We start from the raw sequence: 14,596 nt of genomic DNA, 5'->3' as shown, positions 1-14,596 counted from the left end.
GGCTGGGACGCGGGCCGGGAAGCACCGACCGACCCGGACACGGGACCGGCCGTGGCCCCGGCCGCGGAATCGACCGCCGTCCCGACCCTGGGCTCGACCGCCAATCTGGACGCGGGCTCGACCGCCTTCCCGGACACGGGACCGGCCACCTTCCCGGACACGGGACCGGCCGCCGTCCCCGGACGCGACCCCGACGCCCGCTGGTTCGTCCCGGTGCTGCACCTGACGTTCTTCCTGCTGCTCGCCGCCTCGCTCGCCCGCTTCCTGCTCCGGCACCCGGGTGAGCCCCGCACCCCGTGGATCATCGCCCTCAGCATCACCCTGGCCGTGCTCTACGTACTCGGCCCGCACCTCGGCCGCCATACGGCGCGTGCCCCCCGTGCACCCCGTAGCCCCCATACGGCGCGTGTCCCCCGTAGCCCCCATAGGCCCCGTAGGCCCCGTCGGCCCCATAGGCCCCATAGGCCCGACACGCAGGACACCCGGCAGACCGACCAGACCAATACCTGCCGGCTGCTCTGGCTGGCTGCGGTCGTGACGGTCTGGGTCGTCGTGGTCCTGCTCGCGCCGAGCTTCGCCTGGTGCGCCGTGCCGCTCTTCTACACGGGCCTGCGGACGCTGCCGGCCGGCGCCGCATCGGTGCTGGTCGGCCTGCTCACCGCCTTCGTCGTCGCCGCCCAACTCCGGCTGTCCACCGACTTCGACCCGATCCTGGTGCTGGCCCCGCCGGCCGTCGCCGCGCTCGCCACCGCCGTCTTCGTCCACATGGAGCGGCAGGCGGCCCGCCAGCGTGCACTGATCGACGACCTGCTGCGTACCCGCCGCGAACTGGCCGCGACCGAGCGGCGCGAGGGCACGCTCGCCGAGCGGCAGCGGCTCTCGATGGAGATCCACGACACCCTCGCCCAGGGCCTGTCCAGCCAGCAGATGCTGCTGCAGGCCGCCGACCGGACCTGGGACAGCGCCCCGGACACCGCCCGCGGCCACCTCCGTACGGCCACCGAGATCACCGCCCGCAACCTCGCCGAGGCCCGCCGCTTCGTCCACGACCTCGCCCCCGCCGACCTGGCCGGCGGCACCCCCCTCCCGGAGGCCCTCCGCCGGCTGGCCACCCGTATGAGCGGCCCGGCAACCGCTCCCACAGCCGGTCCGGCAACCGGCCCCACAGCCGGTCCCACAGCCGGTCCGGCAACCGGCCCCACGACCGGCGCCACTACGGACGGGCCGGGCGGCGGCGGTGCCGGCGGGCGGCTGAGCGTGCGCCTCCACCAGGACGGCACCCCCGTACCGCTCCCGGACCGGGTGCAGTCCGCGCTGTTGCGCATCGCGCAGGGCGCCCTCGCGAACGTCCGCGAGCACGCCGCCGCGCGCACCGTCACCCTCACCCTCAGCTACCTGGGCGACCAGGTCGTCCTCGACATCGCCGACGACGGCCAGGGCTTCACCACCGCTGCCGCGCAAGGGCGCGGCCACGGCCTGCCCGCCATGCACGCCCGGATGCGGCAGCTCGGCGGCACCCTCACCATTGAATCCGCACCGGGCGAGGGCACCGTCCTGTCCGCCGCCGTCCCCCTGGAGCGCACGCCATGACCTCCTCCGCCTCCACCTCCTCCCCCGCAGGTGAAGCCCCGCACACTCCCGTACGCGTCCTGCTCTGCGACGACCACGCGGTGGTCCGCGCCGGACTGCTCGCCCTGCTCAGCAGCGCCCCCGGCATCGAGGTCATCGCCGAGGCCGGCGACGGCGAGGAGGCGGTGGCACTGGCCGCCGCGCTCCGCCCCGACGTCGTCCTGATGGACCTCCAACTCGGTTCAGGCATCGACGGCATCGAAGCCACCCGCCGTATCACCGCCCACGCCAGGGAGGACACCAAGAACGGCAAGGACGCCATGAATGGCAACAACGGCAAGGACGCCCTGCGCGGCCAGGACGCCCTGCGCGGCAAGGACACCAAGGTCAGCAGGGGCGCCAAGGACAGCAGGGGCACCAAGGACACCAAGGACGGCAGCCCGACCAGCCCCGCCCCTCCTCCCACCAGCCCGATCCCCCACGTCCTCGTCCTGACCACCTACGACACCGACGCCGACATCACCCGCGCCATCGACGCCGGTGCCACCGGCTACCTCCTCAAGGCCGAGCGGCCGGAGGAGCTCTTCGCCGCCATCCGGGCCGCGGCCGCGGGGCGCAGCACGCTCTCCGGGCCGGTCGCCCACCGGGTACTGGCCCAGATGCGCAGCCCGCGCCCCACCCTCACCGACCGCGAACTCGACATCCTCGGTCAGCTCGCCCGCGGGCTGAGCAACCGGGAGATCGCCCGCGCCCTGTTCATCAGCGAGGCCACGGTCAAGACCCACCTCGGCCGCATCTACGACAAGCTGTCCGTGGACACCCGGGCCGGCGCGGTCTCCGTAGCCAAGGAACAACGCCTTCTGCCCTGACCACGCCCCACCCCACGAGCCAAGGCAACAAGAGGCACTTCGAAGACAGCGCGAGGTAGCACGAGACAGCAAGAGGCACCACGAGACAGCACGAGGTACGACGAGACAGCACGAGGTACGACGAGACAGCACGAGGCGCGCAACGCAGCGCAATGGCCCGGCGTCGCCTGCCACTCCCTCACGCTCTCCGGACTCCGCGCGGCCCGCCCGGTCAAAATCGCCAGCCGAAGCCACCATCAAAGGCCCCGCTCAAAGGCAGCTCAGAGGCAGCTCAGAGGCCGCCGCTCAGAGGCAGCTCAGAGGCCGCTCAAAAGCCCCGGCGACCGAAGCCTGCCCGTGACGGCCCGAGTCCCCCACCAAAAGCCCGGCGGCCAAGGCCGTGGCAGCCCCCCTCCCCGGCCAAAAGCCCGGTGGCCAAGGCCGTGGCGGCCCAAAGCTCGGCCGCGGGCTCCGCTCAAAGCCGGTGCGGACATCCGTCCGCTGACCGCCGTGACACCATCAAGGCGTGATCGACCTCGGCTACTCCCTCTCCCGCCGCTTCCCGGACCCCCCGCAGACCGACTACCGGACCGCGGGTGTGCACGCGCTCCGCCACGACCTCTTCTGCGGCGACGTCTACCTCGCGGACACCACGGCGGACCGCGAACTGTCCACCGCCTGGGGCTGGGTGCCGGTGCTCGACTTCGCCTGGGCGCTGTGCGACATCGTCGAGCAGCTCGACACCGATCCCCGCGGCAGCCGCTCGGCCCGCCCGATCCACGCCGAGCTGGACTTCACGGAATCCGCCGACCGGATGCGCTTCGAGCGGCGCTTCGGCTGGGTGGACGTCGAGGCCGACTGGATGCCGGCCGACGAACCCCCACTCACCTTCAACCACGCCGCACTCCGCCGCGAGGCCCGCGACTTCCTGCACGATCTGATCGCCGACCTCACGGACATGCACGACGGCCTCGGCGACAACCCCGTCATCTGGGACCTCCAGGCCCGCTTCCCCCGCGTCTGACCACGGCCAGCCCGGTCCGAGCGGTCCGGACGGCCTGCTCCGGACGGCCTCGCCCGGATGCCTGGCCCGGATGCCTGGTCCGGACGCCTTGTCCGGACATCGCCCACCGGAACCGAACGCCCCTCACCCGAACCGAACGCCCCCACCCGAACCGCCCCCCACCGAACCGAACGTCGCCCCCCAAGCCGAACGCCGCCCACCCGGCCGATGACCGGCCGCCGCGCCGTCAGCCAACCGCCCACCTGCCCGGCCCATAGCGCGACGGGACAGGACGCGAGGAGACGGGACGGGACGGAAAACGCGACGGAACGTGACGGAACCCGACAAGATAGTACAAGCCAGTTCAGGCCAGGACGCCCCCTCCCTTCCCCCTACTCCACCCGCACCCCTATCTGCGCCGCGAACGCCGGTGCCAGATCCATCAGTTGGGCCGTACTGATCACCGCTCCCGACAGCCGGTCGATCCCCCGCGCGATGTCCACGACCGCCGCGCCGCGCAGATCGACGTCCTTCATCCGCGCCTCGGAGAAATCGATCCGCGTCAGGGTGCAGTCGTCGAACGTGACCCGCTCCAGCTCGGCCCCCGCGAAGTCCGCCTCGATCAGCACGCACCCCTCGAAGGCAACGTCCCGCAGCTTCGCCCTCCGCAGGTTCGGGAAGTCGATCTTCCCGCCGCGCACCACGACCCGCTCCAGGACCGCCCCGTGCAGCTGCGTCCCACCGAGCCTGGCGTCCGAGACCTCGACATCGCGCAGGGTCGCCCCGGACAGGTCCGTCCCGATCCCGCGCACCCCGCTCAGCTCACTGTCGATGATCCGGGCCCGGCCGAGCACCGTCTCGTCGAGCCCGCAGCGGCGCAGCCCGCAGTCCATGAACCGCGCGCCCCGCGCCGACTGCCCCGCCCAGTCGGCGTCCGCGAACTCCAGCCCGTCGTAATCCCCCTCCTCCTCCAGCTCCCCGCCGTCGTACGCCACGAGCTCCGGCAGTCGCACCTCCGGCCGCCGTACCGCCCGCACCGTCGCCTCACCACGCCCGGCCACGCGATCACCCCTTTCACCCTCGGCCCGCATACGCCTCGCACGTCCCGCACCTACGCAACCATCCACCGGAATCCGTCGGAAGCGTCGCGACCCATCCTGAACCACCCCACTGACAACGCCCCCTGACCAGCGCGAAAGCCCCCTTCAGCCGCTCGACCGAACCGCTCGACGCCATCGCCCCTCGCCCCACAGCCGCCGTCAGCACCGGCTCGCCGCTCGTCCAGCAGCTCAAGAACACCGGCGCGACGGCCATCGGACTAGCCGGCGACCCCGCCAAGGTGGCGCGCGACCGGCGACCTGCTCGCCGAAGGGGGCCGCCATCTGGTCATCGGCTGGACCCCCGACGGCCCGCCGACGGCCCGCCGATGGTCCAGCGACGGCGAGCCGGCGGCCCACGGCATCACCTCCCGGCAGGTGATCGGCCCGCCGATGCCGGCCCGGGCCGGGGGCGACGATCTGATCCGCGCCCTGGAGACCCGCGCCCCCCTGGGCGAGGGGACCCTGGCGCCGTAATACGGGCAAGCCGAATCCGAGCAAGCCAAGTTGGACCCCGCCCCCGCCCTCGGCCCACCACCTACCGCCTACGGCCTGCCGCCCACCGCCGACCGCCGACCCGCCCACCCGTTCACCGCCGAGCGGACCCGCCCACCGCCGACCCGCCGCCCCGCCGACCGCCCGCCACCTACCACCTACCGCCCACCACCTACCGAACCACGGCCATCTCCCTATCCGTCCCGTTCAGCCGCCGGCCGCCCGACTCCGTGCAGGTCACGATGTCCTCGATCCGCACCCCGAACCGCCCCGGCAGATAGATCCCCGGCTCGATCGAGAAGCACATCCCCGGTACGAGCGGCAGATGTTCGCCCTCCACCAGGTACGGCGGCTCATGCGTGGTGACCCCGATGCCGTGCCCGGTCCGGTGGATGAAGTACTCGCCGTACCCCGCCGCCTTGATCACCCTCCTGGCCACCCGGTCGACGTCCTGGCAGGCGATGCCCGGCCGCACCGCCTCGAAGGCCGCCTGCTGCGCCTCCCGCACGATGTCGTGCACCTTGCGTTCCTCGGCCCCCGGTTCCCCGACGTGCACCGTGCGCGTCGTGTCCGACCCGTAGCCGTCCTTGAGGCCGCCGAAGTCGAGCACCACCATGTCGCCGTCCTCGATGACCCGTTCCCCCGCCTCGTGGTGCGGGTTCGCACCGTTGGGGCCCGACCCGACGACCGTGAAGTCCACCTGGCTGTGCCCGTGCTCGATCAGCAGCCGGGCCAGGTCCGCGGCCACCTCCGACTCCCGCCGCCCTTCGAAGCGGACCTGCAGGATCTCCTCGTACGTCGCGTCCGCGGCCGCCCCCGCCGCCGCCAGCCGCGCCACCTCGTGGGCGTCCTTGACGGCGCGCAGCATCGGCAGCACCTCCGTCAGCCCCGCGTACGCCACCCCCGGCACCGCCCGCTGGAGGCCCAGCAGATGCAGCGCCCAGGTGGCATCGGACACCCCGTAACGCCCCTGAGGACGCATCCACTTGGCGATCGCCCCATACGGGTCCGCGCCGTCGCTCCACCCGGAGATCTCCAGCGCGCCCGCCCCGGCGGAGTGCTCCGCGTCCGGCTGCTCCAATACGGGCACCAGCAGCCGCGAGCGTCGGCCGGGCTCGACCAGCAGGGCCGTCAGCCGCTCGGTGGCCGCGGGCGGCCGGTAGCCGCACAGCCACACCAGATCCGGCCCGGGCGTCACGAGCAGCCCGGCCAGCCCGGCATCGGCCGCCGCCCGCCCCGCCCGCTCCAGCCGCTGCTCGTAGTCCTCTTGCGTCATCGAAGTCACCATGCCGGCGAACTTACGCCGCCCACCCCGCCTCCCCGCCCAAAACCCGCCGCAGCACCGACACGCCTCCGACTCCCCCACCCGACCGGCACCTCAGCGCGCACCCCCATCCGATCAGGTACGCAACGAGGGACCTCCCCGTGACCTCGGCGCGACTGCCTCGGGCCGTCGGCTTCCGCGCGGACCTGATCCGGCGCCACGGGCCCGAACCGCGGCAGCAGGCGTTTGACCTGGGCCTTGAGGAACTCGACGAACTGGAGGTCCACCCCGATATCGCTCCTCCCACCGGAGTACCGGTTGATCGCCATCAACTTCCCTCACCGACCGCGCCAAAGAGCCCCCCTCCCTCTTGCTCCCGGCTCACTGTCTCCGCCGCATTCCGTCAGCGCCGCGGGCGAGGGCGCACTCGGGCGTGGTCCCTGGCGCAGCCGTGCCGCGCGTTGGAGATCCACGGGCCCAGCCAACCCGAGAGCTGGGACGACGCCGAGAACACCGACGATGCGCTGCTGGCCGAGGCGATCCGCCACCGCCGGGTCCTGGCCTACGCGGTCGCGGTCAAGGCCCCCCGCCCACCCGGGCGACGCCATACCCGAGCGCCCGCCGTGTTCCAGGCGGGGCTGCCCTCCCTCGTGCGGCTAACCGAAGCCGTACACCACCCTGCGTGCGCCGGCCCTGGCCGCCGGACAGGCGTCCACCCGCACCGTCACCTGGCGCCAGGGCAGCAAGGCCACCAAGCACACCTCCCCCCACCGCCGAGATGCACTCCCCGTTCCTGGCCCTGCGCGTCCGTCCGGCCAACCGCACGATCCGCCGCGTCGCCGACGACGGCTCCTTCCCCGACTGCTGGCTGCCCGACTGCCGGCTGCTGACTGCCGGCTGCTGACTGCTGATTGCTGGTGGAGGGGGCCGCCCCGACAGCGCCGAGCCCACCGATACCGGCTCTCGACGCTGCCCGCCGACACCCCGCTACGCGAGCCGGTGCGAATACCCCAGATCCTATGGAGAGTTGAACACGGCTACCGCGAACTCAAGGACCATCTCGGCTGACAAAGCCCTGCTAGCCGCACTCCGGCAAGACCGAGATCGAGCGACTGCGACTGCGACTGCGCCGTGGTACCCGCGGCCGGGTCCAGGGCGAGCAGCAGCAGCTCCTCCGGAATCGTTCTGCGGCTACTGCCCACCCATGTCACCCACGAGGATGAGTGACAGGTGACCCCTCTCACATCGGCCTGTCGAGAGCGTGTGGTGGTTTCGTGGGAACCGCTAGGTATGTCGTCTCGTCTAGCACGTGGGTGAACCCAGGTGAAGACCTCTGTGGGTGCGGGTGCGCAGTCGCGCGACGATCACAGAGGACACTGGTAGACGTTGAGTGAATTCCGGGCTTTGGGCGCGTTGGCGTCCGAAGGCTCCGGGTGTACGGCACGGGAATTCTGAGGAGGCATCGGTGGCGGGCGAGTCCCCCGACATGTCGGAGCAGCGGAGCGGCCGGCGGTCGGCTTCGGGCGCGGGTACCGGTGCCGGTGCCGGTCGGCCTGCGGCCGGGGCCGGTACGGGTGTTGCCGGCGGCAGGGACAGTGGTTCCGATGCCGTCGCCGCTGACGGCGGTCGGGGCGAGGGGCGGCCGGCCGATGCCGCGGCCGGAGACGATACGACCGGCGCTGCCGGTTCGGGAACCGGGGGTTCCGGCGCGGCCCAACAGGGCGCTGACGGCGGCCGCCCGGATCCCAGGCTGGCTGTGCGTGCCAGCGCGGCCGGTGCCGCCGGCAAGGCCGGCGGGGCGCCTGCGTCCGCGTCGGCGAAGGCCGGTGACGACGAGAGCGCCCAGGCGTCGACGGAGGCCGACGGGGCCGATGACGCCAAGGGCACCCAGGCGTCGAAGAAGACCGACGGGGCCGATAGCGACAAGGGCACCCAGGCGTCGACGAAGACCGACGAAGCCGACAACGACAAGGGCACCCAGGGCTCGACGAAGACCGACGAAGCCGACAACGACGAAGGCACCCAAGCGCCAGCCAAGACCGACGAAGCCGATAACGACAAGGCTGATCAGGCGACCGGGCCCGCGAAGTCCAGTGCCGCCGGTGGCGGCAAGGCCGACCAGGACACCGCTGCCTCCGGCGCCTCGAAGGCCGGCGCCGCCGATGGCGCCGGTGCAGCCGACGAGGGTGCGGCGTCCGACGCGGCAGGGGACGGCAAGGGCGCCGCTCTGTCTGGTGACGGCAAGGCCGATCAGGAGCCCGCGAAGCCCGGCGCCACCGGTGGTGGCAAGGCTGACCAGGCGACCGCAGTGCTCGGTACTGTGAAGTTCGGCGTCGCCGACGAAGGCGGTAAGGCCGAGCAGGCCACCGCCAAGCCCGACGCCACCACCAAGCCCGACGCCACCGCCAAGCCCGACGCCACCGGCAGCGGCAAGGCCCCCGAGAGCGAGGCCAAGTCCGGGGCCAAGGCTGCCTCCTGGGGGGCCGGTGCCGACGGTGACGGCAAGTCCAAGGAGGACGCAGGGCTCAAGAAGGAGGACGCAGGGCTCAAGGACGACGGAGATGGCAAGGCGGGCCCGGCCGATCAGGACACCCAGCTGATCAAGGCCCCCAAGCCGGCGGCGGCCGGCGGCACCGACCAGCCCACCCAGCTGATCAAGGCTCCCGCGAACCCGGACTCCAAGTCCAACTCCGACTCCAAGTCCAAGTCCAACTCCGACTCCGACTCCGAGTCCGAGTCCGAGTCCGAGTCCGAGCGCACCAGCCGGTTCGTCCCGCTGAAGCTGGACGACGCCCCGGCGCCGAAGCCGCTCAAGGCCCCCAAGCCGGAGGCCAACCCCCAGGCGACACCGCCGGCTCCTCCGAAGTCGGCGGCAGCTGCTCCGGCCGAGCCTCCGGCCGAGTCTCCGGCGGAGCCGCAGGCTCCGCTTGACCTGCTCGCCCAGCTGACGAACACTCCGCCCCCGCCGGAGACCCTGTCGCGCACGGTGGTGCGCCGGGTGAAGATCTGGACGCCGCTGGTGGTGCTCCTCGGGATAATCTTCGTGGTCGTGCAGACGATGCGCCCGCTGCCTGACCCGAAACTGGCGATCGTCGGCAAGTCGTCCTCCGTCTTCGAGGGCGACAAGCCGTCGCTGTCCTTGCCCCCTGAGGGCCAGGCGATCGTGGACGTCGACGGACTCGGCCGGGTCGGCTCCTACGGCGAGATGAAGCCGCTACCCATCGGCAGTGTGGCCAAGGTGATGACGACGTACATCATCCTGCGTGACCACCCGCTGAAGAAGGGTGAGGACAAGCCCCTGATCGACGTCGATCAGAAGGCCGAGGACGACTTCATCAACGGTGTCAGGGAGAAGGAGTCGGTCGTCGAGGTCCGCAAGGGTCAGAAGATCTCCGAGAAGGAGGCCCTCCAGGCCGTCATGCTGCCGTCCGCGAACAACGTCGCGCGACTGCTGGCCCGCTGGGATGCGGGCACTGAGCAGGCGTTCATCAAGAAGATGAACGACACCGCCAAGGAGCTCGGCATGACGAACACCACCTACACCGACGCGAGCGGCCTCCTGGAGAGCACCGTCAGTACGGCCGAGGACCAGGTGAAGCTGGGCAAGAAGGCGATGCAGGACCCGGTCTTCCGGGAGATCTCCAGGGCGACCGAGTACCACTCCACGACCGCCTCCGGGGTGGGCAACGGCCTCGCGTACCAGAAGACGCAACACAACTTCAACAAGCTTGTCCCCGTGTACGGCGTCGTCGGTATCAAGACCGGTTCCACGACCAAGGCCGGTGGCAACCTGCTCTTCGCTGCAGAGAAGAAGGTCGGCAGCTCCACGCAGCTGATCATCGGCGCGGTCTTCGGGCAGCACAAGGCCCCGATCATCGACACCGCCACCGCCTACAGCAAGCAGCTCATCCTGGCCGTGGGCAAGGCGCTGACCACCAGCACCGTCGTGAAGAAGGGCGAGGTCGTCGGCCACGTCGACGACGGCCTGGGCGGTACGACCCCGGTCGTGGCGACCAAGGATCTGACGGCGGTCGGCTGGCCCGGTCTCAAGGTCGAACTGAAGCTCACCGCCAGGGGCAAGACCCTCCCGCACACGGCGAAAGCCGGTACGCAGGTCGGCGAGCTGACCGCGGGTGGCGGCATGGGTGAGGTGAAGGTGCCCGTGACGCTGCAGAAGGACCTCGCCGAGCCGTCGTTCGGCGCGAAGCTGACACGAGTCTCCTGACGGGTGGACATGGGCCGGGCCCCGGTACGCGCTGACGCGTACCGGGGCCCGGTTGTGTTGCGGGGCTCAGCCGTAGTGGCCCTGTGTTGGTTCTCAGCAGTCTCCGGCGAACTTCACCGAGGCATTGTTGTTGTACGTGTTCTTCAGGTTGCCGTAGTTGCGGTAGTTGAAGGCGTCGGTGGGACCGCTGTAGTTGGAGTTGTAGAACACGGTCACGGTCATGCATATGTTGGAGACAACGGACGCGGACGCGGCGTTGTTCTTGACACTCTTGCCCTGGCCGTTGCCGGAGCTGGTGAACGTGTATCCGGCGAGGTCCGACACGCTGCTTCGCAGCGAGTTGTGGGAGCCCTGCTCGTTCGAGTTGCAGAAGAGGCAGAAGCTGTTCTGCCCGCAGCCGCTCACACTGGCCTGCGCGCTGGTGGCGAGGGTGGGGACGAGCAGGGCTGCGCCCAGGGCTGCTGCGGCGAGCTTGGCGGTGCGCTTCATTTCTTTAGTCCTCTCTATGGCGTCGTCCATGGCATGTGTGCAGCCCCAGGTATGCCTGGGAACAGCCCCAGATATGCCTGGGAAAGGGTGGGCGTGCCAGGACGTAAAAGTGTCGGCCCACTACGTCACTGATCGCGGAGTACGGCCTTGGCCTTGGCGAGTTGTACATTCTTCGCCTTCAATGCCGCGGCGAAGTCGGCGCGTTGCCGTGCGATCAGTTCCTTTTGCAAGGAAGTCTCGACCGTGAACCATGTGCCGATCAGGTTCACTTGCTGCTTGCAGACCACATCGGCGGTCGCCACTTGGCGCTCCAGCTGCGTGGGTGAATTCCCTTGAAAGCGGCGGTCGCTGATGGCTGCCAAGGGGCCGGGGTAGGAGTAACCCTTCCTCTTCATGCAGCTGGACCATGCTTCGAATGCCTGCTTCACTTGCGGCACCGACCGACTGGCGGTAAAGGTCTGGAAGTTGGCCTGCCGGACCACGTCGCTCGAACCCAGTTTTCCGGAGCCGACCGACTTCTTCTTCGCCTCGTCGTAGCAGCCGCCGGGCGGTACGGTCACGCCGTTGACCCGGAGCGCGGTATCGCCCTCGCCGGCCTTCTTTGGGGAGTGCCCGGTGAGCACTTGCTTCTGCTCGGCAGAGAGCTTCGGCGGGTGGGGCGGGTGAGTGCGCGGGTCGCGGTCACCGAGGTGGTAGCCGTTGGCAGTTGCCTCGGCCTTGTCCGTCACCCCGTACCGGCGCTCCATGAAGGTGCGTGGCCCCGTCAGCGGGCCCGGCGGGTTGATCTCGTAGTCGAGGTCGAATCGGCGTAGGCACTTCTTGCGCAGCACGGCACCGGCCCTGGCCATTTTCTCCGAGTCCGCATCGGAAAAAAGAGAGGTCTCTATCGGGAGATGCAGATCAACGCTCGACAGAAGTTCTGGAGCGTGTATTTCCTGTGCCCCCTTGGGGCTGGAGTGCTCAGATAGGCCGCAGCCGGCCAGGAAAAGGCACATGACGCCGGCCTGGCCGGGCAGGCCGGCCAGGCCGGGCAGTCCGGTTCGCAGGTTGTGGCCGATTAATCGCCGATCCATGACCGAAACCGGATCACCCTAAGAATAGCCCGGTATTTCGTTCCCCGACGCCGGGCTCGCATCGGCACGCGGCATGATCAATGGGTCTTTATCAGTGTGATTCCAGCCAACCTCATGGAAGATCAGCGTAATGTGCCTCAAAACGGATATGGAGGATTAATTGCCTCACCTCTGGTAAAAATTGGCTGCTGGCGGATATTTCTGTGGGGCGCGCCCCTCACCTCGACCGGGCATGCACAAATCGTCGGGAAGTCCACCGTCACCGTCGGGACCACCGACCAGGGCCGCCCTCGCCCCACGCCTGACCCCGCCGGGGAGAGCGTGGAAGTCGCGTGGAACCCCGAGTTCCCGCGCAAAGGCCACCCCGTTGAAGACACCCTGCGCCCGGACCGCCTCCTCGCCGGCGTCACCACGCCGGAGGGCGGGAAGGCGATCCGGGCCGCGTACGCCGGGATGATCGACGCGGGCCCACCGACCTTCGTCACCGCCCCCAGACCGCCGAGTTGGCCAAGGGTGCCGCCCACATCTTCCTCGGCCTGAAGATCAGCTTCATCAACGCTGTCGCCGCCATGTGCGAGACCAACGGCGGCGACGTCTCCCAGATCGTGGACCTCCTGGGCTTCGACGCCCGGATCGGCGCCGAGGGCATGCGGCCCGGCATCGGGTACGGCGGCGGCTGCCTCCCCAAGGGGGAGGCTCTGCATGACGCCCGGCACGGCCGCGCCCCCCGCTCACCTCGGCCGGCGTGGTCGGCCGCGTGCGGATGGAGATCCTCGGGCACAGCCGGATCAGCATGACCATGAACGTCTCCACGCATGTGGCGCAGGACACACGGCGGGAAGCGGCCAGTCACATGGACCGGCCACTGAAGCGGCGGATCGCTCGTGAGCGGGCATCGACGGCGTCGATGTCACCCGTGGATGCCGGTGGAAAGCGAGAAGCCCCGGACCACCAACCGGCCCGGGGCTTCTTGCCTGTTCACGCTCAGAGCCCCCTGTCGGATTCGAACCGACGACCTTCGCTTTACAAGAGCGGTGCTCTGACCAGCTGAGCTAAGGAGGCGTGCCGGAAGAAGTGTACCCAGGCGGGCCGGGTGCCGGGCTCCTGAATTTGGTGAGGGCTGGACTACTGACACCGGGGGCCGCCGCGGGTAGCGTCACGGGGAAGTCCACATCAGTGGACTACACCACTCCTTTTACTCGGATCGTCCGGCACGTTCCTGCCGGTGAAGGGACTCTCACCATGGCTACGGTCACCTACGACCAGGCAACCCGGATCTACCCGGGTTCCGACAAGCCCGCCGTCGACAAGTTGGACATCGCCATCGAGGACGGCGAATTCCTCGTCCTGGTCGGCCCCTCCGGATGCGGCAAGTCCACCTCCCTGCGGATGCTCGCGGGGCTGGAGGACGTCGACGGAGGCGCCATCCGCATCGGGGACCGCGACGTCACCCACCTTCCGCCCAAGGACCGGGACATCGCCATGGTGTTCCAGAACTACGCGCTCTACCCGCACATGACCGTCGCCGACAACATGGGCTTCGCGCTCAAGATCGCCGGTGTGCCGAAGGCCGAGATCCGGCAGAAGGTCGAGGACGCGGCGAAGATCCTCGATCTCACCGAGTACCTGGGGCGCAAGCCCAAGGCCCTGTCCGGTGGCCAGCGGCAGCGGGTCGCGATGGGCCGGGCGATCGTGCGGGAGCCGCAGGTCTTCCTGATGGACGAGCCGCTGTCCAATCTGGACGCGAAGCTGCGTGTGCAGACCCGTACGCAGATCGCCGGGCTGCAGCGCCGGCTCGGGATCACCACGGTCTACGTCACGCACGACCAGGTCGAGGCCATGACCATGGGCGACCGGGTCGCGGTCCTCAAGGACGGGCTGCTCCAGCAGGTCGACTCGCCGCGGAACATGTACGACCGGCCGGCCAACCTCTTCGTGGCCGGGTTCATCGGCTCGCCCGCGATGAACCTCGTCGAGGTGCCGATCACCGACGGCGGGGTCAAGTTCGGCAACAGCGTCGTCCCGGTGAGCCGGGAGGCGCTCACCGCGGCCGCCGACAAGGGCGACCGCACGGTGACCGTGGGCGTGCGCCCCGAGCACTTCGACATCGTCGAGCAGAACGGCGCCGCGGCGCAGTCACTGTCCAAGGAGAGCGCGGACGCCCCGGCAGGTCTCGCCGTCACGGTCAACGTCGTCGAGGAGCTGGGCGCCGACGGCTATGTGTACGGCACCGCGGAGGTCGGCGGCGAGGTCAAGGACCTGGTCGTCCGCGTCAACGGCCGTCAGGTGCCGGAGAAGGGCACCCAGCTGCACGTCGTGCCGCGGCCGGGCGAGACGCATGTGTTCTCGACGTCGTCCGGGGAGCGCCTGTCCGACTGAGCGGCGAGGAGCGGCACTGCGCGGTACGGCCCGGCATCGCGTCGTACCGCGCGGTGCCGGGCCGTACGGCGTCGCACTGAGCCGTGAGCCGGAACGGGTGTGCGTGTGAGGGGTGGCGGTGGCGGGTAGGACCCGGCACCGCCACCGTCGCGTC

At 70.2% G+C, this 14,596-nt stretch carries 11 protein-coding genes, 1 tRNA gene and 2 pseudogenes; 9 read left to right on the top strand and 5 right to left on the bottom strand.

Features of this window, described 5'->3' with window-relative positions:
* Positions 1-213 precede the first annotated feature (213 nt).
* The 3 genes from AB0G35_RS19140 (at position 214) to AB0G35_RS19130 (ending at position 3,441) form a co-directional block, all read left to right on the top strand.
* On the top strand, positions 214-1,590 hold the full coding sequence (locus tag AB0G35_RS19140; RefSeq protein WP_360950410.1) for a sensor histidine kinase: 1,377 nt from the start codon (positions 214-216) through the stop codon (positions 1,588-1,590).
* Positions 1,587-2,438, top strand: coding sequence for a response regulator (locus AB0G35_RS19135; protein WP_360950265.1), 852 nt, complete (start codon positions 1,587-1,589; stop codon positions 2,436-2,438). Before AB0G35_RS19140 ends, AB0G35_RS19135 begins: the two co-directional genes overlap by 4 nt.
* Positions 2,439-2,943: 505 nt before the next feature.
* Positions 2,944-3,441, top strand: coding sequence for a hypothetical protein (locus tag AB0G35_RS19130; RefSeq protein ID WP_360950262.1), 498 nt, complete (start codon positions 2,944-2,946; stop codon positions 3,439-3,441).
* 371 nt (positions 3,442-3,812) lie between these two features.
* Here the strand turns inward: AB0G35_RS19130 and AB0G35_RS19125 are convergent, their stop codons facing one another.
* Positions 3,813-4,457: a pentapeptide repeat-containing protein gene (locus AB0G35_RS19125; protein ID WP_360950407.1), complete on the bottom strand. Its 645-nt coding sequence runs from the start codon at positions 4,455-4,457 to the stop codon at positions 3,813-3,815.
* Positions 4,458-5,184: 727 nt separating this feature from the next.
* Positions 5,185-6,288, bottom strand: a complete 1,104-nt coding sequence (locus tag AB0G35_RS19120; protein WP_360950259.1) for an aminopeptidase P family protein — start codon at positions 6,286-6,288, stop codon at positions 5,185-5,187.
* 766 nt (positions 6,289-7,054) lie between these two features.
* Between AB0G35_RS19120 and AB0G35_RS19115 the strand changes: the two genes are divergently transcribed.
* A complete protein-coding gene (locus AB0G35_RS19115; protein ID WP_360950256.1) occupies positions 7,055-7,180 on the top strand; it encodes a hypothetical protein in 126 nt (41 codons plus the stop codon).
* Between the two features lie 852 nt (positions 7,181-8,032).
* Complete coding sequence (locus tag AB0G35_RS19110; protein ID WP_360950253.1) at positions 8,033-10,501, top strand: D-alanyl-D-alanine carboxypeptidase; 2,469 nt, start codon at positions 8,033-8,035, stop codon at positions 10,499-10,501.
* Positions 10,502-10,594: 93 nt separating this feature from the next.
* Here AB0G35_RS19110 and AB0G35_RS19105 read toward each other — a convergent pair whose 3' ends face one another.
* Both AB0G35_RS19105 and AB0G35_RS19100 read right to left on the bottom strand, forming a co-directional pair.
* The gene (locus AB0G35_RS19105; RefSeq protein WP_360950250.1) at positions 10,595-10,990 is read right to left on the bottom strand and encodes a peptidase inhibitor family I36 protein; all 396 of its coding nucleotides are present in this window, start codon (positions 10,988-10,990) and stop codon (positions 10,595-10,597) included.
* A gap of 125 nt (positions 10,991-11,115) precedes the next feature.
* Positions 11,116-12,063, bottom strand: a complete 948-nt coding sequence (locus AB0G35_RS19100) for a hypothetical protein (protein WP_360950247.1) — start codon at positions 12,061-12,063, stop codon at positions 11,116-11,118.
* A 114-nt stretch (positions 12,064-12,177) separates the two neighbouring features.
* On the opposite strand from AB0G35_RS19100, the gene AB0G35_RS19095 reads away from it, so the two are divergent.
* From AB0G35_RS19095 to AB0G35_RS19085, 3 genes and pseudogenes are all read left to right on the top strand, one after another.
* Positions 12,178-12,603: a hypothetical protein gene (locus tag AB0G35_RS19095; protein WP_360950404.1), complete on the top strand. Its 426-nt coding sequence runs from the start codon at positions 12,178-12,180 to the stop codon at positions 12,601-12,603.
* Positions 12,567-12,692, top strand: a pseudogene (locus AB0G35_RS19090) (hypothetical protein); the annotation flags it as partial. The gene AB0G35_RS19095 and the pseudogene AB0G35_RS19090, both read left to right, overlap by 37 nt.
* A 69-nt stretch (positions 12,693-12,761) precedes the next feature.
* A pseudogene (locus AB0G35_RS19085) lies at positions 12,762-12,943 on the top strand (hypothetical protein); the annotation flags it as partial.
* A 108-nt stretch (positions 12,944-13,051) separates the two neighbouring features.
* Here the strand turns inward: AB0G35_RS19085 and AB0G35_RS19080 are convergent.
* Positions 13,052-13,125: transfer RNA gene (locus tag AB0G35_RS19080), tRNA-Thr, on the bottom strand.
* A gap of 180 nt (positions 13,126-13,305) precedes the next feature.
* Here AB0G35_RS19080 and ugpC point away from each other — a divergent pair.
* A complete protein-coding gene (gene ugpC / locus AB0G35_RS19075) occupies positions 13,306-14,442 on the top strand; it encodes a sn-glycerol-3-phosphate ABC transporter ATP-binding protein UgpC (RefSeq protein ID WP_360950244.1) in 1,137 nt (378 codons plus the stop codon).
* Positions 14,443-14,596: the final 154 nt, after the last annotated feature.

It is taken from the genome of Streptomyces sp. NPDC021749, from assembly GCF_040640655.1.
Classification (GTDB): Bacteria; Actinomycetota; Actinomycetes; order Streptomycetales; family Streptomycetaceae; genus Streptomyces.
Note: the sequence above shows the minus strand (reverse complement) of the source record. Positions and strands in the feature narration are given on the sequence as shown.